Source organism: Bifidobacterium vansinderenii, assembly GCF_002234915.1.
Lineage (GTDB): Bacteria > Actinomycetota > Actinomycetes > Actinomycetales > Bifidobacteriaceae > Galliscardovia > Galliscardovia vansinderenii.
On the sequence record NZ_NEWD01000024.1, the window covers coordinates 22,751 to 47,430 of the forward strand.

At 61.9% G+C, this 24,680-nt stretch carries 19 protein-coding genes, 1 tRNA gene, 1 other RNA gene and 1 pseudogene; 3 read left to right on the top strand and 19 right to left on the bottom strand.

Annotation, left to right across the window (positions count from 1 at the left end):
- Window positions 1–8: 8 nt before the first annotated feature.
- Window positions 9–590 carry a UbiX family flavin prenyltransferase gene (locus Tam10B_RS08715; RefSeq protein WP_093960859.1) on the bottom strand — a complete coding sequence of 194 codons (582 nt, stop codon included), beginning with the start codon at window positions 588–590 and terminating at the stop codon, window positions 9–11.
- Complete coding sequence (locus tag Tam10B_RS08720) at window positions 583–2,064, bottom strand: UbiD family decarboxylase (RefSeq protein WP_093960860.1); 1,482 nt, start codon at window positions 2,062–2,064, stop codon at window positions 583–585. The genes Tam10B_RS08715 and Tam10B_RS08720 overlap by 8 nt, the downstream gene beginning before the upstream one ends.
- Window positions 2,065–2,194: 130 nt before the next feature.
- On the opposite strand from Tam10B_RS08720, the gene lpdD reads away from it, so the two are divergent.
- Window positions 2,195–2,677 (top strand): prenylated flavin chaperone LpdD, encoded by a 483-nt coding sequence (gene lpdD, locus Tam10B_RS08725; RefSeq protein ID WP_093960861.1) that lies wholly within the window; start codon window positions 2,195–2,197, stop codon window positions 2,675–2,677.
- Between the two features lie 340 nt (window positions 2,678–3,017).
- Here the strand turns inward: lpdD and Tam10B_RS08730 are convergent, their stop codons facing one another.
- The 4 genes from Tam10B_RS08730 to ffs all read right to left on the bottom strand — a co-directional run bounded on the left by Tam10B_RS08730 (window position 3,018) and on the right by ffs (window position 5,378).
- Complete coding sequence (locus tag Tam10B_RS08730; protein ID WP_093960875.1) at window positions 3,018–3,443, bottom strand: nucleoside 2-deoxyribosyltransferase; 426 nt, start codon at window positions 3,441–3,443, stop codon at window positions 3,018–3,020.
- 238 nt (window positions 3,444–3,681) lie between these two features.
- Window positions 3,682–3,755: transfer RNA gene (locus Tam10B_RS08735), tRNA-Arg, on the bottom strand.
- 240 nt (window positions 3,756–3,995) lie between these two features.
- Entirely contained in the window at window positions 3,996–4,946 is a 951-nt protein-coding gene (uriH, locus tag Tam10B_RS08740) for a uridine-preferring nucleoside hydrolase UriH (protein WP_093960862.1), read from the bottom strand.
- A gap of 337 nt (window positions 4,947–5,283) precedes the next feature.
- Window positions 5,284–5,378, bottom strand: an RNA gene (ffs, locus tag Tam10B_RS08745) — signal recognition particle sRNA small type.
- A 230-nt stretch (window positions 5,379–5,608) separates the two neighbouring features.
- Here ffs and glf point away from each other — a divergent pair.
- The gene (glf, locus tag Tam10B_RS08750) at window positions 5,609–6,790 is read left to right on the top strand and encodes a UDP-galactopyranose mutase (protein ID WP_093960863.1); all 1,182 of its coding nucleotides are present in this window, start codon (window positions 5,609–5,611) and stop codon (window positions 6,788–6,790) included.
- A 172-nt stretch (window positions 6,791–6,962) separates the two neighbouring features.
- Here glf and Tam10B_RS08755 read toward each other — a convergent pair whose 3' ends face one another.
- From Tam10B_RS08755 to Tam10B_RS08800, 13 genes and pseudogenes are all read right to left on the bottom strand, one after another.
- The gene (locus Tam10B_RS08755) at window positions 6,963–8,684 is read right to left on the bottom strand and encodes a hypothetical protein (RefSeq protein ID WP_093960864.1); all 1,722 of its coding nucleotides are present in this window, start codon (window positions 8,682–8,684) and stop codon (window positions 6,963–6,965) included.
- Window positions 8,685–8,738: 54 nt separating this feature from the next.
- The gene (locus tag Tam10B_RS08760) at window positions 8,739–10,328 is read right to left on the bottom strand and encodes an AAA family ATPase (RefSeq protein WP_093960865.1); all 1,590 of its coding nucleotides are present in this window, start codon (window positions 10,326–10,328) and stop codon (window positions 8,739–8,741) included.
- Window positions 10,325–11,029, bottom strand: a complete 705-nt coding sequence (locus Tam10B_RS08765; RefSeq protein ID WP_093960866.1) for a hypothetical protein — start codon at window positions 11,027–11,029, stop codon at window positions 10,325–10,327. Before Tam10B_RS08765 ends, Tam10B_RS08760 begins: the two co-directional genes overlap by 4 nt.
- Entirely contained in the window at window positions 11,026–11,199 is a 174-nt protein-coding gene (locus Tam10B_RS13280) for a hypothetical protein (RefSeq protein ID WP_158214182.1), read from the bottom strand. Before Tam10B_RS13280 ends, Tam10B_RS08765 begins: the two co-directional genes overlap by 4 nt.
- 81 nt (window positions 11,200–11,280) lie before the next feature.
- Window positions 11,281–12,882, bottom strand: a complete 1,602-nt coding sequence (locus tag Tam10B_RS08770; RefSeq protein WP_093960867.1) for a hypothetical protein — start codon at window positions 12,880–12,882, stop codon at window positions 11,281–11,283.
- Between the two features lie 15 nt (window positions 12,883–12,897).
- Complete coding sequence (locus Tam10B_RS08775) at window positions 12,898–14,640, bottom strand: hypothetical protein (RefSeq protein ID WP_093960868.1); 1,743 nt, start codon at window positions 14,638–14,640, stop codon at window positions 12,898–12,900.
- Window positions 14,641–14,740: 100 nt separating this feature from the next.
- Complete coding sequence (locus Tam10B_RS08780; protein ID WP_093960869.1) at window positions 14,741–16,180, bottom strand: hypothetical protein; 1,440 nt, start codon at window positions 16,178–16,180, stop codon at window positions 14,741–14,743.
- A 90-nt stretch (window positions 16,181–16,270) separates the two neighbouring features.
- Window positions 16,271–16,393, bottom strand: a complete 123-nt coding sequence (locus Tam10B_RS13735; RefSeq protein ID WP_269843590.1) for a hypothetical protein — start codon at window positions 16,391–16,393, stop codon at window positions 16,271–16,273.
- 13 nt (window positions 16,394–16,406) lie between these two features.
- Window positions 16,407–17,123 carry a hypothetical protein gene (locus Tam10B_RS08785; RefSeq protein ID WP_093960870.1) on the bottom strand — a complete coding sequence of 239 codons (717 nt, stop codon included), beginning with the start codon at window positions 17,121–17,123 and terminating at the stop codon, window positions 16,407–16,409.
- A 64-nt stretch (window positions 17,124–17,187) separates the two neighbouring features.
- Window positions 17,188–18,561, bottom strand: a complete 1,374-nt coding sequence (locus Tam10B_RS08790; RefSeq protein WP_093960871.1) for an SPFH domain-containing protein — start codon at window positions 18,559–18,561, stop codon at window positions 17,188–17,190.
- A gap of 66 nt (window positions 18,562–18,627) precedes the next feature.
- Window positions 18,628–20,058: a prolipoprotein diacylglyceryl transferase gene (locus Tam10B_RS08795; RefSeq protein ID WP_233133668.1), complete on the bottom strand. Its 1,431-nt coding sequence runs from the start codon at window positions 20,056–20,058 to the stop codon at window positions 18,628–18,630.
- 102 nt (window positions 20,059–20,160) lie between these two features.
- Window positions 20,161–20,319: pseudogene (locus Tam10B_RS13845) on the bottom strand (double zinc ribbon domain-containing protein); the annotation flags it as partial.
- 271 nt (window positions 20,320–20,590) lie between these two features.
- Window positions 20,591–22,816 carry an LTA synthase family protein gene (locus Tam10B_RS08800; protein ID WP_233133669.1) on the bottom strand — a complete coding sequence of 742 codons (2,226 nt, stop codon included), beginning with the start codon at window positions 22,814–22,816 and terminating at the stop codon, window positions 20,591–20,593.
- Window positions 22,817–23,069: 253 nt separating this feature from the next.
- Between Tam10B_RS08800 and Tam10B_RS08805 the strand changes: the two genes are divergently transcribed.
- Window positions 23,070–24,680, top strand: a 1,611-nt coding sequence (locus Tam10B_RS08805) for a transglycosylase domain-containing protein (protein ID WP_143248613.1), incomplete at its 3' end; no start/stop codon positions are given.

Consider the following 24,680-nt stretch of genomic DNA (forward strand, 5'->3'; position numbering starts at 1 on the left):
GAGGGAGGTTATTCGCCGAGGCCCTCCCAGCGGTGGTAGCGCGGCGCCTCGATGCCGAAGGGCATAAGCAGCCGCGCGGCCACGTCGTAGGTCATGTCCTCGATCGTGGACGCGTTGCCGTAGAACGTCAGCATCGGCGGGGATATACGTACCCCGGGAATCATCGACAGTTCCTGCATGTTGCGCAGATGAATCGGGCTGAGCGGACTCTCCCGCGCACACAGCACCAGCGGACGCTGCTCCTTGATCGTCACGTCGGCGGCGCGCAACAGCAGCGTATCCGCATATCCGCTGTGAATGCCGGCCAGCGTCTTCATGGAGCAGGGCACCACGATCATGCCGGCCGTCCGGTACGATCCGCTCGCCGGACCGGCGCCGATCTCCTCCGGCTCATACCATTCGTCGGCCAACGCGCGAACCTCGTCCACGCCCAGACCGGTCTCCCAGGCGAGCGTGGTGCGGGCGCCATGGCTCATGATCAGGCAGGAACGGAAACCGTCCGCTTCACGGATGATCCGCAGACACTGCACGAGCAGCGGCAGACCGCTCGCCCCCGTGGCGCCCACCACGATGCGCTGTTCGTCACTCATACAGATCCGGCACCCAATGCGTGGGGTCAAGCTCCATGAACCGGGCCCTGTGGAACCGCGCCTTCTGATCGAACGGCACCGTGCAGTCGAAGATCGTCTTGCACGCAATGCCATGATCGCGGATCGACGGATCGCACGTCGGATCGTTCGACGGATCCAGCGGATGGCAGCGCACGCCCGGAATCGTAACCACGTCCACATCGCCCTGGAAACGCGTGTTCATCGCCCACAGCACGTCGCTCATGTCGAAGCAGTCCACATCCTCGTCCACCAGGAAGATGTGCTTGAGTTCGCTGAACGCGCTGAACGCCAGCAGCGCGGCCTGACGCTGACGGCCCTCGTCCGACGGCACGCGCTTGACGAACTGCAACACCGCCATGAACTTGCCGCCGCCCGCACTCGCACAGTACACGTTCTGCAGACGGCCCGGCATGGCCTTCTCGATCATGCCGTAGATGCTTGCCTCCGTAGGGATGCCGGCCATCGACACGTGCTCCTCGCTCGGGCCGATGCACGTCTGCATGATCGGATTCCGACGGGTGGTGACCGCCTTCACCTTGATCTTCCAGCACTGGTCCGACGCCGGACCGGTGTAGCCGGGGAACTCGGGCATCGCGTAGCCGGTGTGGCTGTTCTGATCCTCCACCACGCGCTCGCCGGGGATCACCTCTCCCTCGATCACGTATTCGGCGTTGGCGATGGCGCACTGGTCGATGGTGAGGCACTGCGTAAGCTCGACCGGGTGGCCGCGCAGGGCACCGGCCACGGACAGTTCGTCGTAGCCGAGCGGCGTGGTCGGCGGCTCGAAGCAGGAGCCGATCTCGATGGCCGGGTCCACGCCGATGCTCACCGAGATCGGCAGACGCTGGCCCAGCTGTTCGGCGCGTTCGGCCATGGCGCCGATGTGGCGGGCGCCGGGGGTGAAGAAGATCGAGAGTTCGTCGCGGCTCTGGATGCACAAGCGGTGGATGGTCACGTCGTGCACGCCCGTGTCGGGGTGCGTGGCGTAGCACATGCCGAGCGTGATGTACGGGCCTGCGTCGTCGGGGGTGTTCGTGGGCGCGGGCACGAGCTTGTACAGGTCGAAGTCGGGGTCGCTGGCTCGGTACACCACCTCTTGGCAGGGGGCGGGGCCGTCGACCACCACGGGCTGGATGGGGTTGTCGACCGACCGCCACAGCAGCTTGCCAAGATCCTTGGGATCGCAGCCGAGCAGCGCGCCCACGCGGCGGCGGCTCGCCAGCAGGCCGATCGCCACGCGGGCGCCCGGATGGCCCTTCACCGTATTGAAGATCATGGCCGGGCCTTCGCGCGTGGGGCGCTGCACCGTGCCGCCGGCGCCCACGTAGCGGTACACGCCGGCCAGTTCGGCGGCCGGGTCCACTTCCACGTCCGTTTCGATCAGTTGACCGGGCATGGATCGCAGCAGATCCAGCGCCGATCGCAGACTGTTCACCTCATTCGCCTCGCTCATGCGGCTGCTCCTTTGTTGCTCTGTGTTCCGAGTGCTCACTGTTGTTCGTGTTCTCTGTTGTTGTTCCGTGCGTCGTCGCACCGTTGACGCATCCACCTTAGCGCCTCTCGGGAGGCGGACAATGGAAGACATGATGGAATTTCAGGAAGCGGAATGCGGTGTGCGGGTGCGGGCGGTGATTGAACGGCAGGGCGCCGATGTGCTTGTGCAGCTTGTCGGCGGGGATGTGCCGCATTACGGTGTGGTCGTCACGGTGGATCGCGCAGGCGAGGTTCGCGGCATCGCGCTGCCCAGCCGGCCGGGGCATGTGCATCAGGAGACGGCGATCGCGGAGCCTCTCGCGCGGAGGCTGCACGCGGCGCTGCTGACGGCGGGTGCCAATGAAAAACGTAAAGAAGGTGCGGAAGGTGCAGACGATTCCCCTCTTGCTGCGGGGAACGTCATGGTGGTTTCCGGCGTGCATGTCAACGCCATCACGCCGGAGCAGATGCGGGCCGTGTTCCGCATGTGCGAGCGCCTTGGCACGCGTGCGGCCGACTGGCTGGAACGGCATCCGATCGGCGCTCCGGAAGAGGTGTTCGCATCGCTCCCCGATAGGGCGGCCTCCAAGTGAGTCCGGCAAAAGCAGGGCCCGAAAACACCGGTAAGAGCGCCGGTCCGACCGCCCGGCAGGGTCAGATCAGACCTATCTCCGCATATGGAGGTCCTTGGCCGCTGTTGCAAAGCGATAACCTTCGATTTGGAGGTCCTTGAAATCGCGGATTTCACTCCGAGCGGCGGGAAATAGCCACCTCGTGCCGCAGGATCGTTGCAATCACGTCACGCAGTTGCCAAGGTCTACTTGACGAGGGACCTCCAAATCAAAGGTTAGGTCCGTGCACGACCCGAAATGAACCTCCAAATCGGCAGATAGCCCGGCGGATCGGCTTTTATGGACGGTCTCACGCCAGCGATCAGAAATCCTTGAGCACGGGGTTCGTGTGCTCGCCGGTCTCGAGGAAGCGGGCCAGATCCTCCGGGGAGGTGAAGATCGCATCCACGGACTGGGAGATCATGATGTTCACGGCGTCGCCGTCCTTGAGGCCGTCAAGGTAGGCGTACACGGGCTTGCCGATGCCGTGCGCGTAACCGATCTCGAACATCGTGCCCGGATCGTCGTCGATCAGGTTGGCGATCACGGCCTTGGAGCTGCGAATGCCTTCGACGTCGGCCTCGAAGCACGCCTTGGCGCCGATGGCCGCCAGATCGGATTCGAAGCGCGGCTTGAACAGCTTCTTGCCATGGGATTCGAGCGCGGCCTCGAGGCGTTCCATGCTGGACACCTCGGCGGGGTTGAAGAACGGACCGGCTGCGTAGAAATCGTAATCAGTATTGGTCATGCGCATCATTGTAGGAGCGCGGAGTCTGCAGGCCGTTAACGACGCGACGAACCATGCAGGAGAAACTATGGGAGAGATGATGCCACGGAACCGGCGGCTGGGGCTATCTGTCAGAAAGCGGAATCGATACGGTTCCAAGCTGAAATCAGGGAAATGAGCGGAAGCGACGCCGAAGTCGCAGACGCAAACCCTTGAAAATTGGAAAGGCCTCGGACACTAATGTTTCCGAGGCCTCATGTGCGCCAGACAGGATTCGAACCTGCGACCTTCTGATCCGTAGTCAGATGCTCTAATCCGCTGGGCTACTGGCGCATGTTGTCTTTCCGAAGTCGCCTTCGTGAAGCAACTTGAATACAATAAGCCGCAGATGAATTTTATGCAAATTCGATGTTACGTACGGAGTGTCGCCAATGATTGCAAGGGTTTGGCGGTGAGAGCGGTCACAATCATAGGTGATGCGAGAGATGCAGCAGTCCGTATAGGCGGTGCAGATACTCCCCTCAGTCGGCTGCGCCGACGGCTCCCCTCAGAGAGGGGAGCCGGAACCGGCAATCAGCCGATGGTCTTGATGGCGTCGATGATGAGGTTCCAGAATCCATCGAAGTCGAGCTTCACGGCCACCTGGGTGTGGCATTCCTCGGCGCTGGGCTCAGGGCCACGCAGATCGGCCACGGTCATGCCCGTGGTCAGCGCGCCGTGGATCTCCACGTCGACCGGGCAGCGACGGGTGGCCACCACCGCGTGATCGATCAGGTAGGCGACGGTGCAGGGATCGTGCACCGGCGGGTCGACGAAGTCCTGGTTGTTCTTGTATGCCTCGCGGAAGAAGTCCATGAGCCCGCTGGCGAACTTGGACAGGTCCGTGCCGATGGCGTCGATGCGCGACTGCACCTCGGGCGTGCACAGTGCCTGATGCGTCAGGTCGAGCCCCACCATGGTGATCGGCCAGGATTCGTTGAACACGATGTGCGCGGCCTCGGGGTCGGTGGCCACGTTGAATTCGGCGACCGGCGAGCAGTTACCCACGTGGTAGCCGCCGCCCATGAGCACGACCTCCTTGACGCGGTCGACGATGCGCGGCTCCATGCGTACGGCCAGCGCGATGTTGGTGAGCGGGCCGGTGGGCACGAGCGTGATGGTCTTCGGTTCGGCGTTCATGATCGTGTCGATGATCCAGTTGACCGCGTGACCCGGGTCGAGCGGACGGGCGGGCTCGGGCAGCTCCACGCCGTCGAGGCCGGTGTCGCCGTGCACGGCGGCGGCCACCTTGAGCGGACGGACGAGCGGACGGTCGGCTCCGGCATGCACGGGAATATCGGTGGCGTGCGCGGCCTCGAGCACGGCGCGCGCGTTGTAGGTGACCTTGTCAAGACTCTGGTTGCCGCCGACCGTGGTGACGCCGAGCAGCTCGATCTTCGGATTGCCCAACGCCAGCAGAATCGCCATCGCATCGTCGTGGCCGGGATCGGAATCAAGAATGATCTTCGTCGGGTTCTCTGCCATATTCGCTCCTTCACGAATCGCACGTACTGTGTCAGATACCGCGGATTCACACCATTATTCGTTCGTTGAAAATCCGCCTGCTAAAACGTTACACCACAGTGTATACGACATGCGGGCGCACCCGCCGCAAGTCCACGCATCACCTATCTCAGCGCGATGACGCACCATCCGATTCACAGCGCAAAACATCCGTTTCCCGGTATTCACAGCGCCAAACACCCGCCAATCATCCTTTACGACGGGTGTTTCGCGCTGCGAATATGGCATAGGAGCGTAACGGCGAGAAATCAAAGCCGAAAAAAGAGGAAGGCAGATAAAAAGAAATATAAGAAGAAAAGGAAAAGACCCCTACGCACCCGACAGAGACCACTTACCCTTGCTGCATTCCTGCCCTGGGGGAGTTGGGCGGCATGACGCCGCGTAGGAGCCGAATTCACACTATAGCGCACACCGTGCGACAACGCCACCCCGACGTGGCGGCACCCCGTGCCGAACCCGTAAACCTTGGTGCGATCACACTACGAAGACCGGTAAGACGCATACCCGGTACGATGGTACGGCGGACATAATGCGTGGAACACGCCGACGGACGGCATCAGACCGGATCGGGACGCGACCGCAACCACAACCGCGAAAGAAGAGAAAGAGAAGCCGAGGAATCCATGAACATCAATCCCGCAAATGCCGACCTCGTCATCGTGGGCGCGGGCCTGTTCGGCCTGACCATCGCACAGCAGGCGGCCGAACACGCCGGCGTGCGCGTGCTCATCATCGACGTGCGAGACCACATCGGCGGCAACGCCTACTCGTACTTCGACAAGGAGACCGGCATCGAGATCCACAAGTACGGCGCCCACCTGTTCCACACGTCGAACCGTCGCGTGTGGGAGTATGTCAATCGATTCACCGAATTCACGGACTACGTGCACCGCGTGTACGCCACGCATGACGGCGAGGTCTACCCGCTGCCGATCAATCTGGGCACGATCAATCAGTTCTTCCACGCGCACTACACGCCCGCCGAGGCTCGCGAACTGGTGGAACGTCAGGCCGGCGAGCACGCGCACGGCATCGCGCGCAATCTCGATGAGCAGGGCAAGAAGCTCATCGGACAGCCGCTGTACGAGGCGTTCATCAAGAACTACACGGCCAAGCAGTGGCAGACCGACCCCGCCGAACTGCCGGCGAGCATCATCCGTCGTCTGCCCGTGCGGTTCAACTACGACAACCGCTATTTCAAGGACACGTGGGAGGGCCTGCCGAAGAACGGCTACACCGCGTGGTTCGAGAGGATGATCGCCGATCCGCGCATCGAGGTGAAGCTCGGCGTGGACTTCTTCGACGAGTCGCAGCCGCTCAACAGGCGCACGCTGGCCGAGGCGGGCGTGCCCGTGGTGTACACCGGCCCGATCGACCGGTATTTCGACTACGAGCTGGGCGAGCTCAAGTGGCGAACCGTGGACTTCAAGGAGCGTCGTTACGACGAGGACGATCACTTCGGCTGCCCGGTCATGAACTATTCCGACGCGGACGTGCCGTACACGCGCGCGATCGAGTTCAAGAACTTCAATCCGGAGCGCGCCGAGTCGTATGCGCCCGGCAAGACGGTGGTGTGGGAGGAGTATTCGCGCTTCGCGCGCCGCGGCGACGAACCCTACTACCCCATCAACACCGCCGAGGACAAGAGCATCTACGACCAGTACCGCACCAAGGCGCAGCTGGAGCCGAACACGGTGTTCGGCGGGCGGCTCGGCACGTACCAGTACTACGACATGCATCAGGTGATCGACACGGCGCTGACCGCATACGTGGAGCAGGTCGCCCCGCTGCTCAATCGGTGGTGAGGCGGCGTGCGGACTACTAAATCCGCGCACGCCATTCGGTAAATCAATTCAGTAGTCCAAACGAGACGGTTTTCCGCGATGTGAGCGGACACATTGTCACGTTCGGACTACTGAATCGTGGCGTGCAAATTACTGAATTAATTCAGTAGTCCGCAATCCGCACGCGACACCCTCACAGCGCGTTGAGGGTGTCGCACAGCTTGGCGGAGAGCAGATCCTGCTCGTGGAAGTCCTCGGCGAGCTTGGCGAACTGCGCGCCCAGCGCCGTCAATCGTTCCTTGACCGAGGCGATGCGCTGCTCGTAGGCGAGATCGATGCGCTTGCGCTTGTTCATGTTGAGCAGGAGCATGCCGAGTCCGCCCACGGCCACGATCGCGCCGACGGCGATCAGTGCGGGCGAAACGAACGCCGTCGCCACGCCGCCGGCCACGCCCAGCACCATGAGCACGATCGGCATGATGTCCTTGATCTGCGCCTTCTCGGCCGTGGCCTTGCCATGGTAGAACTCCTCCACCTGGCCGAACACGCCCTGCGGCTGACTCAGATCCACCTGACCTGCCTCGAAGTCGTCGATCTTCACCGCCTGCACCGGCTGGAACATGCGCTGGTAGTTGGCGATGTAACGGTCGCCGGCCTCCTGCTGCAGTTCACGAGTCATGAGCAGCATGTTGCGACGCATCTGCGCATTGGCCTCGCCGTTGCCGCCGGGAGTGAACAGCCAAGCCATCATCTCGTGCACGATGTCGAACTCGGCCGCATCGTGCTGCTTGTGCAGCTGGTATGCCTCGTTCGCCGCGGCCACGTCGCCCTGCAGGCGGATGATCATTTCGTTGCGTTCGATCTCGTCGTACACCTTCTGTTCAACGGCACACGGATCGGCTACGATCTTGTCGATGTACGCCTTGAGGAACTCGTTGCGCGTATCGTCGTCTACGTTCATGACGGCGTTGATGAAGTCGACCACATTTGCATTGTTGCGCGCCAGCGCCAGCGCCTGCTGCAGCCCGCCGTACGTGGGCACGAGTGCAGCGATCTGATCGTAGGGGAAGGAACGGTCGTTGACGAACGTACCGTACCGTTCGGCGATCTCGTCGATGGCCGAATCGCGCAGGTTGCCGGAATCGGTGATCGCCTCGTTCACCAGCGAGCGAATGTAGTTGTTCACCTTGGTGCGCGTGGCGTCGGACAGCTTGTCCTCCACGGTCTTGGACAGCATGGAGAAGAACAGCAGCACCATGGGCTTCTCCGAACCCGACAGCGGCTTGGCGGTCAGGTATGCGAACCATTTGAGCGCCACGTCCTCACGACGCAGACGCAGGTAGAACACGAGCAGGAACGACGCAGTGCGGCGGTCATCGAGCTGCATGGCACGTTCGAGTGCGCGCTGGGCGCGTTCTCGCTGGTCGGCGCGCCACGCCACCACGGCCATGAGCGTGCAGGTGAGCCAGTAGTCGGGCTCCTCCAGCTGCTTGCGTTCCACGGCCTTCTCGATCACCTCCTCGGTGACCATGGAGAAGTCGAGGTTGTCCATGATGCCCTGCACGATCTTGCGCACCGTGCGGTACACGGCGAAGTCGTAGTACTTCGTGTTGTTGCACTCGCGGATGCGCTTATTCGCCAGCTCCATCTGCTTGAGCCGGGCGTAAAGCTTATCCATGTCCTTCTGAATCTCATAGGCATCGACCACACGCTGGTGCGAGCGCTGCAGCGATCCGTCGGACGCGCTCAGCGTGTGGCGGATCTGGTTTGTTGTATCGTTCAACGAATTCCGGGCACCGTTGATGGCGCCCACCGCCGTGCCGATTTCGCTGCGCAGACGCTGGTTCTCTGCCTTGATAGTGCTCAGCTCCGACTCCAGTGCGGCGATCTCGGCCCTCAGGTCTCCGTTTGCCATGTCTTCCTCCTATACGATGCCTGTGTCACGTTGATGATGTCCGTCATAAGTCCGTCACGATGCCGGTTGGGCGTGAGTACTGCCCCACTCGCGGATGAACGCGATGCGATCCGGCGCGATGGGAATGGTGGATGCGAAGTGCTCGGCCAGAGCCTCCGCCGTGGGATGGCTCTCCCGTTGGGCGCCCACATTCCCCGGGTCATTCCCCCGATCACTGCCGAATACGATCTGTTCGGCCAGGTCCTTGATGGTCTGCTCGATGTCGGAGTATGAGAATCCGTCGCATCTCTCGACCAACCGCGCGATCTCGTCGTCGGAGAAATCCACGTGCAGGCACAGCCGCGAATACAGTCGGATCGTTTCTGCGCGTTCGGCCGCGTTCGGCAGATCGATGAAGAACGTTTCCGAGAAACGGCCCTTGCGGAACAGTTCGGGCGGCAGATGGGTGATGTCGTTTGCCGTGGCCACCATGAACACCTTGGCGTGCGATTCCTGCAGCCAGAACAGGAACTGGCCGAGCACGCGGTTGGCCACATCGCTTTCGCCTGACGTGCTGGACAGCGCCTTCTCGATCTCGTCGATCCACAGCACGCACGGCGCCACGTTGTCGATGTAGTCAAGCGCCTCCTGCATGCGTCGTTCGGTCTCGCCCACGTATTTGTTGTAGACGGACCCGATGTCGAACCGGAACAGCGGCAGCTCCCACCGGGCGGCGATCATCTTCGCGGAGAACGACTTGCCGCAGCCGGGCACGCCGGCGAGCAGGATACCGCGCGGCGGCTGCAAACAGTATTCGTCGAGCACATCGGACGGCGCGAAGAACACGTCACGCTTGCGGTCCAGCCATGCCTTGAGATTGTTGAGACCGGCCACTTCAAGCCTCTGCGGATACGATACGGCGGTCACGTTGCTCACCGGCGTGAACAGATGCTCCTTGCTGGACGCGAGCCGCGGAATGTCGTCGTGGCCGAGTCCGTTGGACGCGACGAGCGACGACCTCAGCAGGTTGACGATCTGGATCTCGCTCATGCCACGAAGCAGCGTGGCCAGCTGATCGATGTCCCGATCAGACCAGCGCACGACGGGGGTTGACATGGTAGAGGTCGACGCGGGGCCGGGCCGAAGCGGCACGCCGGCCGAACCGTCATCCGCGAACTGGTGCGCGAAGTCGACGATGAGATCGCGGCGCTCGCCGAAGTCGGGAAAATCAAGATCGATGAACAGGCCGAAGCGCGACAGGCGCGGCCACACGTCCTCCGCGGCGACCACGATCAGCGTATTGCCGGTATCGCGGGCGAGGTAGGCGGCGGCAAGCAGCTCACGCACGTAGATGCCGTCCTGGCCGATGCGACGGGTATCGGCGAGCGCGAACACCATATGACGACCGTGGCGGAAGCGCTCGCGGATGAACGCCATCGGGTCGAAGTCCACGTCCTTGGACGCAGTGGCAGACGCGCCCGATGCGCCGAAGTGCTGCACCTGCTTGGCGTCGGTGTAACAGTAGGCGTTCAGCGAATGCTCCGCGGCGAGCTCTCGCAGCGCCTGCTCCACGCGATGCCGTTCGATGGTGCGGATGAGCACCAACGGCACGCCGGCGCGAATGTAGCCGTCAAGCGTGCGTTTCATCTGCTGATAGTTGCTCATGCGCGCATCCAGCTCCTTTCCAATCGGGTGATGGCGTATGCCGTGTCGTCGGCCTCCGGAGAGGCGCCGCCTGCCGTCCCCTCCCCGTTGCCGCCTCCATTGCCGATGCCTGCCGCCACACCGTGCAATACGCCGACCACATGCTCGCGGATCTGCGTGGCGAGCTGGCCGCCTTCGTGCTGCGGCATGCCCTGCACGGCGGCGAAGAACAGCAGTCGCGCGCACGCGTGCGAGTAGCGGGTGCACAGCATGATGATGCCGTCCGTATCGTTGCCCGTGATCTCCTCAAGGCCTTGGGAGAGTCGCCGGCCTTCGTGGTTGATCGAGCGCTCGCAGAAGCAACGGATCAGTTCGAAGACCTGTGGGACCGCGCCTGTGGGGATCTCGCCGTAGCGCAGGGCCTGGGCGAGGTCGGTGGAACAGCGGTCAGATTCCTCGAGGAGATGCCGCCAGTCGCCGTAGTTGCGGGGCGGCTGCGGAACGAGGTCGGAGCCCTCCCTCAGTCCGCCGTTGGCGGTCAGCTCCCTCCCCGGGAGGGAGCACGGAAGGAAGTAGCCCTGTTCCGGGAGCGCGGAGGCAGCATCGTCCCTCTCCTGCGTTTCCCGTCGCCGGAAGAGCCGGCGCAGCAGGCCGATCAGCCATGTCAGACCGAGCAGACGCAGCAGACGAGAAGGGCCGGCGGGGACGCGGCGGAGAGTCACGACAGGAAGGTCTCCGGGGGTTCGAGGCTCCAGTCGGGCAGTGACTTGGTCATTTCAGCAAGGCTGTTCTTCTTGGACTGGCGCACGGCGTCCTGATGGTCGTCGCCGAAGTTGGCGTTCAGGGAGGCGAGCAGGTCGTCGGAATTGGTGTCAGGCTGGTTTGCTGCCATGATGGTCCTTTCTTTCGCAGGTGTCGTCGGATGCCGGATTGTTCGGCATCCGCGCATAAACGGTCGTCGGTCAGAAGTCGGTCAAAAGTTGAAGTTGAGTTTCTCTATGGTGGCTGCGCAGATGCTATGTCCCTCCGCGCAGCTGTGCTGGAACGCGCCTATCTCCTGCATGGTGTTGGCGAGGTTCTGCAGTGCGGCCTTCACTCGCGCGGGGAACGCGGTGAGGTTGCGCCAGATGCTCACACCCAGGAAGATCAGGCCAAGGCCCAATCCGATCAGGAAATACAACGACACGAACGCGAGTCCCGCGCACAGCACGGCGAGCACGGCGGCCACCACGTTTGGAATGGTCAGATACACCATGGTGAGCTTGTGGGTGTCGAAGTACTCCTTGAGGCTCTTCTCCATGGCGGTCTGGTCATTGCCGTTCGACACGCCCTCCCATCCATCGATAGCCAGCTGATAGCCGGTGGGCGTGCGCTGCTTGATGTTGTCGGAGTAGGCGTTCATGGCGTCGATCAGCCACGACTTGGTCTGACTGAGCGCGAACTTGCGCACGTGCACGTCGGTGTTCTGCTGATCGTCGTACACCACCCAGCCGATCAGCTGACGACCCACGTTGAATCCTTCACCCTTGAGACGCAGCATCTCGTCATACTGCTTCTGCGCGTCTTCCACCACGCCGTTGTTCTTGATGACGAGATTGAAGTACTGCTGCTGGGTGCGCACCTCGTCCTCCTCCTGATCGTAGTTGCTGATCAGGTCGGTGAGCACGGCGTCCACACGCGCCTTGTAGTTGTCTGGACGCTGCTCGATCTCGGGCACGTCAAGGCTATCGACGATCGCCTGCAATGTGGCGAACTTCGATACGTCGCGGTACACGCCTTCGATCTGCTGCGCGTTCTTACAGAACTGGCGGATGGACACGAAGTCGAACTGCGCGGGAGCCTGCATGTTGGCAATGTACTTGGCGTAGTCGCCCACCAGTTCGCGGCAGATCTCCGCGTCTTCGTTGATGATGCCGATCCACTTTTCGATGGTGGCGTTCACCTTGGCCTGCAGAGCCTTGTCGGTGCCGAACACGCCGGACAGGTACGCCTGCAGCATCACGGCGGCCTCGTTCTGCATGCACTTGGGGTCAAGCGTCTTCAGATATTCGGTGAACCAGCGGCGGGCGGTCTCGTTGCGGCCGAATCGCAGGTTGAGCAGCGTGAAGAACAGCGTGGCCTTGATACGGTCACGGCGTGTGCCCTCGGCCACGGCGTTGGCGGCCACCTCCGGGTAGTCGTTCACCCATGCGGTGACGGCGATGAGCGCGTAGGAGAGCCAGTAGCGGGAGCTGGTGAGCCATAGTTCCTCGGAAAGCTCTTGGATGGTTTTGTCGCGCACCAGGTTGATGTCGAAGTCACGCACCACGCCGATGACCGTCTTGCGGATGCGCTCGTAGTCGCCGTACTGCTCCTTGAGCACCTGGTCGAGACGGATCAGGTTCTCGTGGGCGAGCTGCACCTCCTCGCTTTTGATCATGTTCTTCTTGAAATCGGAGACGCTCTGGTAGATCTCGTTCGTCGTCTCCTGGATGCGGTTGGTCGTCGCATCGATCTGGTTCATCTGCGTGTCGATGGAGGAACGGAAGCCACTGATGGTGGAGTTGAGTTCCTGTACCGCGTATTCGCTGTCCATGAGTCCGGTCCTCTCTTAGTTGGCGAACAGGCCGAGGGCCTGCTGCAATGCTTCGGTTCCCTTGTCGGCGGCGCGATACTCCTTGCGCCACCGGCCCATTTCCTCGAGTGTTCTGGTGATGATCTCCAGATCCTTTTTCTTGCGTCTGAGCAGGTTCATGCGCACACTGTCGAGTTGCCTCCACAGGCAGAACGCGCCGACGAGCACGAGCAGCATGGAGATCACGATGAGCGCGGGCTGGCGTACCCACACGCCGGCCACCACGAGTCCGACGATACCGATGGCGATCATGCCCAGCCAGATGAGGACGAACTTGTCCTTGAGATAGTTGGTCAGACTGTGCTTGCGATAGAACTCGAGGAAGCTCTTCTTGGCGAGCGGCAGCTCGTTCTCGTTGCAGGACATGGACCAGCCGTCCACGGCGATCGGATAGCGCTCCTGTTCCGTGGCGCGATAATCTTCGGCGAACTTGCGGGTGCCGTTCTGAATGCTGGGCGCGAGCTTTTCGATGGCGAAGCGCCGAGTCTGCGGCAGAATGTTCACATCGTCCTCGGTGAACGCCCATTTGCGCAGAAGGTCGGCGAATCCGACCGGCTTCTTTTCCGGGTAGCGTTCCTCGAACGCCTGATCGGCGGTGTGGATGTCGCCCTTGGCGGCCACGATCAGCTCGTTGTAGCGGATGCGGCGGTAGAGCTTCTCCTCTTCGGGGTCCATGGATTCGATGAGGTTGTAGATGGAGTCCTCAAGGCGTTCCTTCACGCCCTCATTGTCGGCGTCCTCCTGATACAGCTTCTGATAGTCGCGTGCCACGATCTCGTTCTTCTCCGCATCCGACAGCAGCTGCTTCATGGAGGGGAAGCCCTCCTTGCAGTATTCGGGCAGGTAGAAGAAATCGAAATCGGTGGTATGCGCCTTGGTGGCCATGAACCGTCTGGCGTCCTCCGCGACCTTGGCGTCGAAGTTGATGTCGTAGACGGCGATTTCGTCGAGCATGTCGCTCACCTTGGCCGCCACGCGGATCTCGAGTCCATGGTCGCCACCGAGCGCGCCGGACAGTCGTGCCTCGAGCAGATACTGGAACTCCTCACCCACGTCGTTGGCGCGAATGCAGCCCAGATAGTAGGCATACCAGCGCATGGCGGTGTCACGACGGCCGAACTTGAGATTGCAGAACAGGAAGAACAGCGCGCTCTTGCGTTCGGAGATGAGCAGCGCGCGGCGCATGGCACGGTCGGCGCCCTCCGGCTCGTTGGCCCACCACAGCATGACGGCACTGGCCGCGTAGGCGAGCCAGTAGCCGGTGTTCGCCAGATACACCTTCTCCACCTTGGTGCGCGTGGTCTCCTGCGAGATCAGGTTCCCGTCCACGGCCATCACGCAACCGAGCGAAATGCGGCGCAGTTCGTGGAAGAACTGGAACTTGGTGTAGTACTCGTCGGTGAACCGGGTGAGGTTCTTGGTGGCGGTGGAGAGGTTCTTGTACGTGAAGTACTTCTCCGACACGTCGCGCAGCAGCTGGAGCAGGTCACGCGCGTCGATGCTGCGTCCCTCGATGTGCTTGGCGAGCACGCTCACGTCGGAAGTCACCTCTTCCGACATGCTTTGCGCGGCACTGGTGAGCACCGGGATGGTCTCGACCAGATACTCGAGTTCCTCCTCCAGATGCGCCTGTTCCAGTTGCGCGGTGTAGATACGCTGTTCCAGACTGCGGATCTCGGCCAGCAGTCGTGCACGTTCCGCGGCGTCATCGCTCGCCATGGGACATCACTCTCCCTTCCCCGTTATCAAACCCATTATCGACCCACATGCAATCCATCGATGTTGTTTCGTCACCATATCGAGACATCCGTCGCATCCGTCACACGCCGCTCGGGTCGAGCAGACGCTCCTGAATCAGGATGGAGACGATCCGATCGCGCACCTGCGGCGCGTCCTGCGTGGATGCGGGATAGCGTCGCACGGCCATACGCAGCGATTCGCGCGCCTGCAGATGGTCGAGCAACACGCGCAGCACCTTGGGCTTGTTATCACCGTCCACGGTGGAATTCATCAGATATTCCTCCACCGACATCGGGTTGAGCGACGGAATGGCCGCAAGCAGTCCGGGCAGTATGGCCAGCTTGTCGTCCACCGACACGCGCGCCGACACAAATCCGGACAGCACGCTCTGCACGCGACGGTCGTTCATGCCGATCGCCTTGGCAGCGTCGAAGATCGCCAATCGCGAGGCGGCGTCCAGATCGGTGCGGGCGAGCATGGCAAGCAGCGCCTGCTGCGAGAACTCGAGATAGTAGCCGGCGTTGGCCAGTGCGTTCAGTCCTTTGACCGCCACGGCGGCATCGGTGGCCGTGAGCAGCGCCTGTACGGTGGCCGCCAGATCCTCGTCGTTCAGCTTGTCCCCGCCGAGCGAGCCGAGCAGTCCCAGCACGCTTGTCTCATCGGGGGCGACCTCGATCAGCGCAGCGATGGCTCGGCCGTTGGGTACGACGCCACGGGCCGTGCTGCGTTCGGCGATGGCGAGCTTGGTGGCCGGCGTATCCTGCGACCGCGACAGATAGTCGGACAGTGCGTCACGACCGTCAGACGGGTTCACACCGCGGCCGATCGTGGTGGCGACGTTCTCCACCTTCTGCGGGGTGTCCGGGTACTGGTTCAGCACGAGCGCGTACAGACGGTCCGTGTCAAGGCCGGCGGGCGACTTGAGCAGCGCGTCCACCTTTGCATAGTCGCCGCCTGCGAACGCCTGCGCGATCAGGCCGTTTGCGGCCTTTTCGGAGTGGATGTTTGTCACGTCGAACGACTTGTTGAGGTAGTTGACGCGTGCGGTGTCCTTGAATGTGCGGAACACGGTGATGAGCAGCGAACGGATGTCGGCCGATTCGATGTTGTCGTAGAAATCGGCCTCCACGTCCGCCGACTGCGGGTCGAACGGGATGGATAGCTTCTTGTAGGCCTCGATGGCCTGTGACAGCGCGTTGCGCTTCTCGTTTTGGTCGAGCGTGCGCGACGCGGTGATCACGTGCAGGGCAAGCTGCGCCACGATCGAACCGGGATAGGTCGGGTCGATCGAACGGCACTTGACAAGACCGTCCTCCGCCTGACCCATGTCGCGCTCCACCAGCAACGACAGCGTCTCGGTGGCCGTATGACGGATCTCGTAGACACCGTCGTACTCCTCCTGCCGCTCGTAGTGGTTGCCGCAGTAGGTGCAGATGTACTCGTTGTTGGTCTTATCGAACTGCAACGGCCCACCGCAGGTCTCGCACTCGCGCTGTTTGTAGCTGAAACTGGATGCCATTCGTCACTCTCTCTACTTGGAAACGACCACGGACTCCATGCGTACCGCTCTTGTCGTACGAATCGCCGTCATCGATCGCCGTGTACACCGCTACTGGCGCTGGTAATGATTGCCGCAGTAGACGCAGACGTATCCGCTGCCGGTCTTGTCGGCCTGCAGCGGACCGCCGCAGGTCTCGCACTCTTGCCGGCTGACGTTGGAATCGGATGTCATGTCGTCATCCTCCCTACTTGATGAGCATCAGCTTGCGGCGACGTTCCATGTACAGGTTTTCGAGCTCCTGGATCGCACGGGACATGGTCACGATGTCGCCACGGTTGGACGCGTCACGCAGTTCGCCCATCTTGCCGCCGATGCGCTGCTCGACCTCCATGATGGCCGGATTGTTGCGACCGAAGGCGTCGGAGTACTTCACGGTCTCGTTGAGATGCTCGAGCGCACGCAGTAGATTCGGGTCGGCGCCGCGCATGCGGTTCTCGTCGATCAGCGACTGGATGTCAACGGTCTGCACGGCCCACGTCATGGCGGTCTGGTGGCGTTCGGCGCTGGCCGACGCGGAGGCGCGCTGGGCGGCGAAGCTCACGATCGTGATGATCAGAAACAGCACGAGCAGCACGAGCTGAATGAACAGCGAGATCTTGAACGGGATGACGTTCTGCAGCCAGATGCACACCACGCTCACGAAGATCTCGGCGAAGAAGTAGTACACGGCGAAGCCGATCATCGGGATGCCGAAGAACACGGCCTCGATGTCGGGGCGTTCCACCGCGAAGCGCGGCATGAGGAATGTAAGCAGGAACGCGATCACCGCGAACACGAGCGAGACCACCGCGCCGGGCGTGTACAGCCCGGAGAACAGATAGATGGCCACCGCGTACACGATGAACAGCAGGAAGCCGATGATGCAGATGATGTTGTTGGTTTTACCGCCGATGTTCTTCACAATGTCACCTCGGATTGGGTTACGGAATACGGAAAAGAATGCGTGTGGAAGGCAGGACCGGCCGTCACAGCTTGGTGCCGCAGTTCGGGCAGGCAGCCCAGCCGGGCTGCACCTCCTGACTGCAGTTCGGGCACGTCGGCTTCGGCTGGTTCAACGCGGTGCCGCATGCCGGGCAGACCTTCCAACCATCCTGCACGGGCTGGTTGCAGTTCGGGCAGGTCGCCGGCTTGTTCAACGGCGTACCGCACGCCGGGCAGACCTTCCAGCCATCCTGAACGCCCTGACCACAGTTCGGGCACTTCGGCTTGCTCAGTGACGTGCCGCACGCCGGGCAGACCTTCCAGCCGTCCTGCACGGGCTGGCCGCAGTTCGGGTTGGGGCAGACGTGGCCGGCGGCGGGAGTGGTCGGCACGGGCTGCTGCTGGGTGGGCATGCCAGGCTGGGCGCCGAACATGTTGGCCAGCGGGGATCCAGCAGCGGCGGATGCCGGAACGCCAAGAGTCGGGACACCGGGGGCCGCCGGATTGGCGGGGGCCGCGGGATTGCCTCCGTTCATGGCGACGCCAACGCCCATGCCGTTGTTGACCAAGCCAACGAATCCGTTGAGGATGTCGCCAGTACCGCCGCCGATGACGGTGTTGGTCTGATTGGTGGCAAGCGCCTTGAGGATGTCCGCCTTCTTCTCGGAGGCCCAGTCGTAGCCCTGGATGGCACGGGAGTCCGCGGCACCCTTCGCCTTGATTCGCATGGCGGAGGCCTCCGACAGGGCGGCCTTGATCTCGGCGACGTCGTCCTCGTCGGAGCGGATCGTCTCCATGTTGAAGAAGACGAGCTTGATGCCGTAGTCCTCGAAGTACTGGGACAGCGGCTGCATCAGGATCTGGCCGATTTCCTTGAGATACATGGCCAGATGCACGTAGTCGATGTTCGCGCCGATCATCATCTGCGCGACGGAGGTCTTCACCTCGGTGGAGATGATGCCACGGAATTTTTCGGTCACCTCTTCGGGGCGGAATTCACGCCGGTATCCGGTGAACTTCTCCACGAACTTCCTTGAATCGGTGACCACGAAGCTCAGGCTGCCGCGGATGCCGAGGTTGAGCATGATGCCGTATGTGACGTCGGGGACCACGATCTTCTCGCGGGTGCCCCACTTCATGTCCATGGCGTGCACCTTGTTCACGAAGTACACCTGGCACGGGAACGGCGTCTCGCCGCCGGTGGCCATGCGCTGGATCGCGTTGAGACCGAAGTAGTTCTGCGTCTCGATGGTGTGGCGGCCCTCGCCGTACACCTCGGGATGGCCTTCGATGATTACGATCGCCTCATGGGTGGGGTCGACGATCAACTGGGATGCAGTATTGAAATCCTCGATCGGGCTTTTCCAGACCAGCGCGTCCGGATCGCCTTCAAACTGGATGACATTGGCAATGGCCATTGCTATTCCTCGCTCTTCCCGGGAATCGACGTAGACTCCCCGTCTCGGTACGGCTTCAACATAGCATCATAAGATGACGCTCGACGATGCCTGAATCGGCGTCTCCGACGGCTCGAATTGCACGGATTCAATCGTTGCCATATCCGTATTGAACGTGTCGAACGCGGCCTCGGCGCCCGGCGTGGGGTGGGCGATCGACAGCCAGATCAGCACGCCGGCGGCCACGACCGAAAGACCGGCCAGCACGGCGAGCACAATGTTTACGATCTTGAAGCTCTGCGACTGCTCGTCTTCGCCGAGTTCCTTGAAATCCTCCGGGGTAAGCGGGTCGGGGGCGATGCCCTCGGTCTGCACCTGGCCGGTAAGCACCATGGGCTGGCCGGGATTGGGATTCTGCGGCATGGGTGCCGGTGCAGGAGCCGGAGCCGGTACCTGCTGGGGCATCGGCTGGTTCGGCGCAGATTGGTTCGCCGCGTCCTGTTCCATGGGAGAGGATGCGGCGGGTGCCACCACGGCGGGAGCGGATTCGGGCAGCGTCTGATGCACTTCCGAGACAGCAGGCTCAGGCTCAGGCTCAGGCTCAGGCTCAGGCTCAGGCTCAGGCTCAGGCTCAGGCTCAGGCTCAGGCTCAGAGAGCTTCTTACTTGCCGACGAGCCGGATGCAACCTGCGTGTCCGTTTCCGGCTCGATAGATTCGGAAAGCTTGGCTTCACGAGTTGGAACTTCCGGTTCCGCAACAACCGCCGTACCCGGTTCGGATTCGTCGTCGCTCGTGAGTTCAGGCTCAGTCGCCGACTCCTCGGGCGTCGATTCCCGACCACTCGCCGACTCCGCCGCCGCATCGATTTCTGATTCGGTCTTGGTCGCGGTGTCTTCCGCCTTGGCCTCGAGTACCAGCACAGGTTCGTCCGCCAGTACCGGTTCGGCCACTGCCTCAGTTTCAGCCGCATCATTCTTCGTCATAACCGCCGTCTCAGATTCGGACTGCGATTCCTTGGTCTTCGGCTCGGAATCCGTGGAGACCTGCTCAGGATCGTCTGCCTTGGATCCCGATACAGATCCGACGACGATCTTGTTGTCGGTGATCTCACCGTCGTCGATCTTCGCACGACGATCATTCACATCCGCATCGGTTTCCACCGTATTCGAGACATCGAACAGCGGCCCACCATTCAATTCCTCGATCGCTGCCGCCAATGCATCGATATTCAGTTCGTCACCGGTCAGCTTCTTATGCGATTCAGTCTGAGGCCCGGGCGCGGGAATCGCAGGCTCGGTCGCGGTATTGGAAGGCTCGAGCTGCGGCTCGGCAATCGGTACCTTATTCACCGACGGGGCCGGAGTGATCGGCTTGCCAACCGGACTCGGCGACATCGGAGCCGTCTGCACCGGAGTCGACCGCCCCGACATGGGCGACGGCACCGCGAGCATATTCGGCGCGGGAGCCGTCATATCGGGCACCGGGGTGCCGCACTTGCCACAGAACCTGCCACGCACGACCGCACCGCACCTCGAGCAGTGGCGCTCCGCAGGAACGGGAGCCGCCTGCACCGAAGCGGGTGCCTGAATGACGTCGGGGATGCGCGTGCCGCACTTGCCGCAGAACCTGCCCTTCGCCGGGGCCCCGCACGACGGGCAAACACGTTGGACGGCGGGCGGCGCGACGAATGGCGCAGGCGCCACCGGAGTGCCGCAGCGTCGGCAGAACTTGTCGTTCGGGCCCAGTGCCCAATTACAACGCACGCAATTCGCCACCATGAGACCTTTCTCTCGCCCTCCGGCACCGCATCGGAACGCGGCGCCACATGCACTGTTCCCATGGTAGGCCCAGACGCGCCATCAGGTTGGTAGTCGATCGCGCCCATGTCCCGTGCGGACTACTGAATCTGCACACGTCATTCGGTAAATCAATTCAGTAGTCCGAACGAGACGGTTTTCCGCGATGTGAGCGGACACATTGTCGCGTTCGGACTACTGAATCGTGGCATGCAAATTACTGAATTAATTCAGTAGTCCGCATACAACACGCTCACTGCGCGGCGGACTGAGCGCCCTGCCCCTCCTGCTGGCTGGCGGCCGCGGCGGCGAGCTTGCCGTTCACCATCGGCACCTCGCCCGCATTCTTGGTGCCCATCGGCAGCTTCGCAGCCTCCTCGGCCTCCTCCAGCGCCTCGGTCTTGGGCAGCTCCATGAAGTCAAGATCCTTGAGATACCCCTTGCCGGCGGTGATGTCGTACTGGATGAGCTTGTAGTCCTCAAGCAGCTGCTGCGTGGCCTTGTCCGCCTGCGTGATGTCGATGCGGTTGCCCTCCTTGTCGAGGTAGAGCGCCTGACCGTCGGGAATGCGCGACCAGCTCTGGATCTTGTTGACCACCGGCGGTTCGAGCGCGGGCACCTTGTCGTGTAGTCGCGTCAGGAATGCCAGGTACGGGCTCACCTTGGCGTTCATGTGCTCGGCCGTCTGCGCCATGAAATAGTTCGGCGAGGTGAACGCGGTCGTCGAATCGGGCAGCTTGGTGCCGTGCGAGCCGGACGCCTTGTTCGACCAGATGAAGTAGTCGGTCTCGTGCAGCGCCACCGAATTGTCGGTGTTGTCGGACGCGGACGCGTACGCGCCGGGCAGGTGGTCGCCGTAGAAGATCACGGTGATCGGCTTGTCGATGTTGTCAAGCTGGTCGAGGAACGCCTTGGTGGCCTCGTCCGTGTATTCCACGCCCTTCGCATACGTCTGGATCTGCGTGGTCTCGTCGAGGCCCAGCGGCTCGTCGGTGGTGCTCGTGGCCTGGAACTCGTTGTCCGAATACCAGTCGTCGTAGCTCATGTGGTTCTGCATGGTGAGCACGGACAGGAACTGGCTCTTGCTCGTGTCGATCTTCTCCAGCAGGCTCTGGTAGGCGTCGGAATCCCTCACGTACGGCGACGAGTCGATCCTCGACTGGTGGGCGATCACGTCGGGTTCGTTCAGCGTCCAGAAATGCCTGAACTTGAACTTCTTGTAGTTCGACGAACGCGAGTACATCGACGACTCGTACGGGTGGAACGCCTGCGAATCCTTGCCGTCGTTCCACAGCTGGTTGAACGTGGGCGTCCAGCTGAGCTTGGGGATCAGCTGCTGGTAGGGCGAGCTGAGCGATGCGTCGAAGTTCGCCATCGACAGGCCGGTCAGCGCCATGAACTCCATGTTCGCCGTGCCGCCGCCGTAGCCTGCGGACAGCATCAGACCGGATGTGGTCTGCGATTTGATGGCGCGGATGTTCGGCATCGGATCCTTGTTGAGCGCCAGACCGGGCACGCGCGTCGGATCGGAGAACGATTCCGACAGCACCATGATCACCGTGCTGTCCTCGAGATTGCTTTCGCGGGTCTGATTGATCTCGTCGGCCGCCTGCGAGTATCGCTTGGCGATCTTCGCCATCGTCTTTTCCGAATAGTTCGCCGGTTCGTCCATGACCTTCGGATTGACGAACCGCTGGAATCCGATGAGCGTGCCGTTGGCCTGCGCATCGGTGACGGAGTCCCACAGCTTCGGCGAATCGCCGAGCGCCTGCGCGAAGTTGTACGACCACGATCCGGTGGTGGCGAGACCCGCGGTGAACAGACCGAGGAACAGTCCCGGGAACACGATGAACAGCAGTCGCACGGCCGCGTTCTTCGCATGACTGTGCAGATCGATGAACTTACGCCGGCCGTCACGCTGATGCAGCGAATAGCAGATCACCACCATGGCGAGGAAGAAGATGGCCGCGTCCATGAACACGCGCGACGACCCCGTGGGAATGAACCCGACCATGCTGCCGGCGTCGCTTTTCAGGAAACTCAGATCGGACGGCTTGATCGTCTCGTAGCGGACCATCACCTTGAACCGGTCGGCCACGGCACAGAATCCGACGATCGACAGAAACACCGCCGACGCTATCCAGAACCGGTTGATCAGCACGACGAGGATCAGATACGCCACGGCGAGGATCAGCATGTTGAGCAGGAACTGGTAGTCGTTGCTCGTCCACATCTTGGAGATGAATCCGCCGAATCCGCGCAACGGCTCGACCGTCCACACGCTCCACTGCAGCAGGCCCACGGCCACGACGTCCACCATGAGGAACGAGATGAGATAGAACCGCCAGCCGAACGGCTTCGTATGCTTCGTCCGCGGATCGAGGTCGGCGATATCCACGTCGGCCGAGTCGATCACGCCATCGGCAGCGGATTCCCCGGTGGTTTCCTCCATCTCGGCTGGTTCGCGCACCTCAGTCACTCGCGGCACTCCTTACAATCGCGGTCGTCGGGTTGACGTCAAAGTCAATCGGCAATTTAAACACACCAACGTTAGCCCACCGAGTGGTCAGTTTCCACGATGGAACGGCCAATACCCCAAGAACTTCCACAGCCGTCCCCTCAAGGGCATCGGACAAAACACGCCGCGGAAACGCCCGAAAAACGTACGAATCCTATGAACATTCCCAAAATACGCCATGAAATCGCAAGATTTCGGGGGTAGCCTGACCCTTATGGCTTCTCAGACTCCTCGATCCATACGATCCGCCTCCTCTTCGGGCGCGACCGGCGAAGCGGCATCGACCGTTCGCCCCACCAAGCGACATCGTTCGCATCGTCCGCCGAAGAAGCAGAAGAAGCATCGTATTCTCAAGGGATTCCTCATCTTCATCGCCGCGTGCATTGTGGCGGGAATCGGCGCATTCGCATTCATGTACGCCACCACCAAGGTGCCCAACCCGGAAGACGTGGCGCTTGCGGAGAAGACGCGCGTCTACTATTCCGACGGCACCACCGAGATCGGCACGTTCGCCGAGCAGAACCGAGACATCATCGACTGCTCCGTGCTGCCCGACTATGTGGGCAATGCGATCGTCGCCTCCGAGAACCGCACGTTCTGGACGGACAAGGGCATCGATCTCAAGGGCATCAGCCGAGCGCTCATCAACAACGTAACCAAGGGCACGCGTCAGGGCGGCTCGACGATCACCCAGCAGTACGCGGAACGCTACTATCTGGGCGAAACCACCACGTACAAGGGCAAGGTCAAGGAAGCGTTCCTGGCCCTGAAGATCGCACAGACCCAGGATAAGGACACGGTGCTGTGCAACTACATGAACACCATCTATCTGGGACGCAACGCGTACGGCATCCAGGCCGCCGCGCAGGCGTACTTCGGCAAGGACGCGAAGGATCTGACGCTGTCCGAGGCCGCCACGATCGCCGGCATCATCCCGTCGCCAAACAACTGGGATCCGGCCGTGAACCCGAAGATGGCGAAGCAACGATTCAACCGCGTGCTCAACATCATGAAGGAGGACGGCTACATCTCCGCCAAGGAGAAGAGCGAGGCGCAGCTGCCCGACACCGTGCAGCAGTCCACCGACAACATCTATCAGGGCACCAAGGGCTATCTGCTCAAGATGGTGCGTGACGAGCTCGTGGCATCCAAGGCGTTCACCGAGACCGACATCGACACCGGCGGATACAAGATCATCACGACGATCGACAAGACCCGTCAGGACGAGATGTACAACGTGGTCAGCCCCACGGCCAACGCGTCGACCGTGCCGGAGGGCCTCGAGGCGGGCGCACTGAGCGTGAACCCGAAAGACGGTTCGATCATCTCGCTGTACGCGGGCGAGGACTACCTCACGCACAGTCTGAACAACGTGACGCAGTCCACGTTCGAGATCGGCTCCACCATGAAGCCGTTCGCGCTGCTCGCCACCGTGCAGAAGGGCGTGAACCTGAGCACCACGTTCAACGGCAACTCGCCGCGTTCGTTCCCCGGCCTCACCCAGGCCATGAACAACGCCGGCGGCGTGAGCTACGGCTACATTGATCTGTACAAGGCCACCGCGAACTCGGTGAACACCGTGTACATGGATCTGGCGCAGCATCTCGGCTCGCAGACCATCATCGACACGGCCAAGACCGCCGGCATCAAGTACCGCGTCATCATGATGCGCATGGCCGCTCCGGTCACCATCTTCTCGTTCCTGATGTATCAGACCTTCGCCATCAACTCCTCGATGGGCGTCAAGATCGCGTACATGTACGTCACGTACATCGTCTGGGGCATTCTCTACTCCTGCGTGAACATCCCCTACGGCTCCATGGCT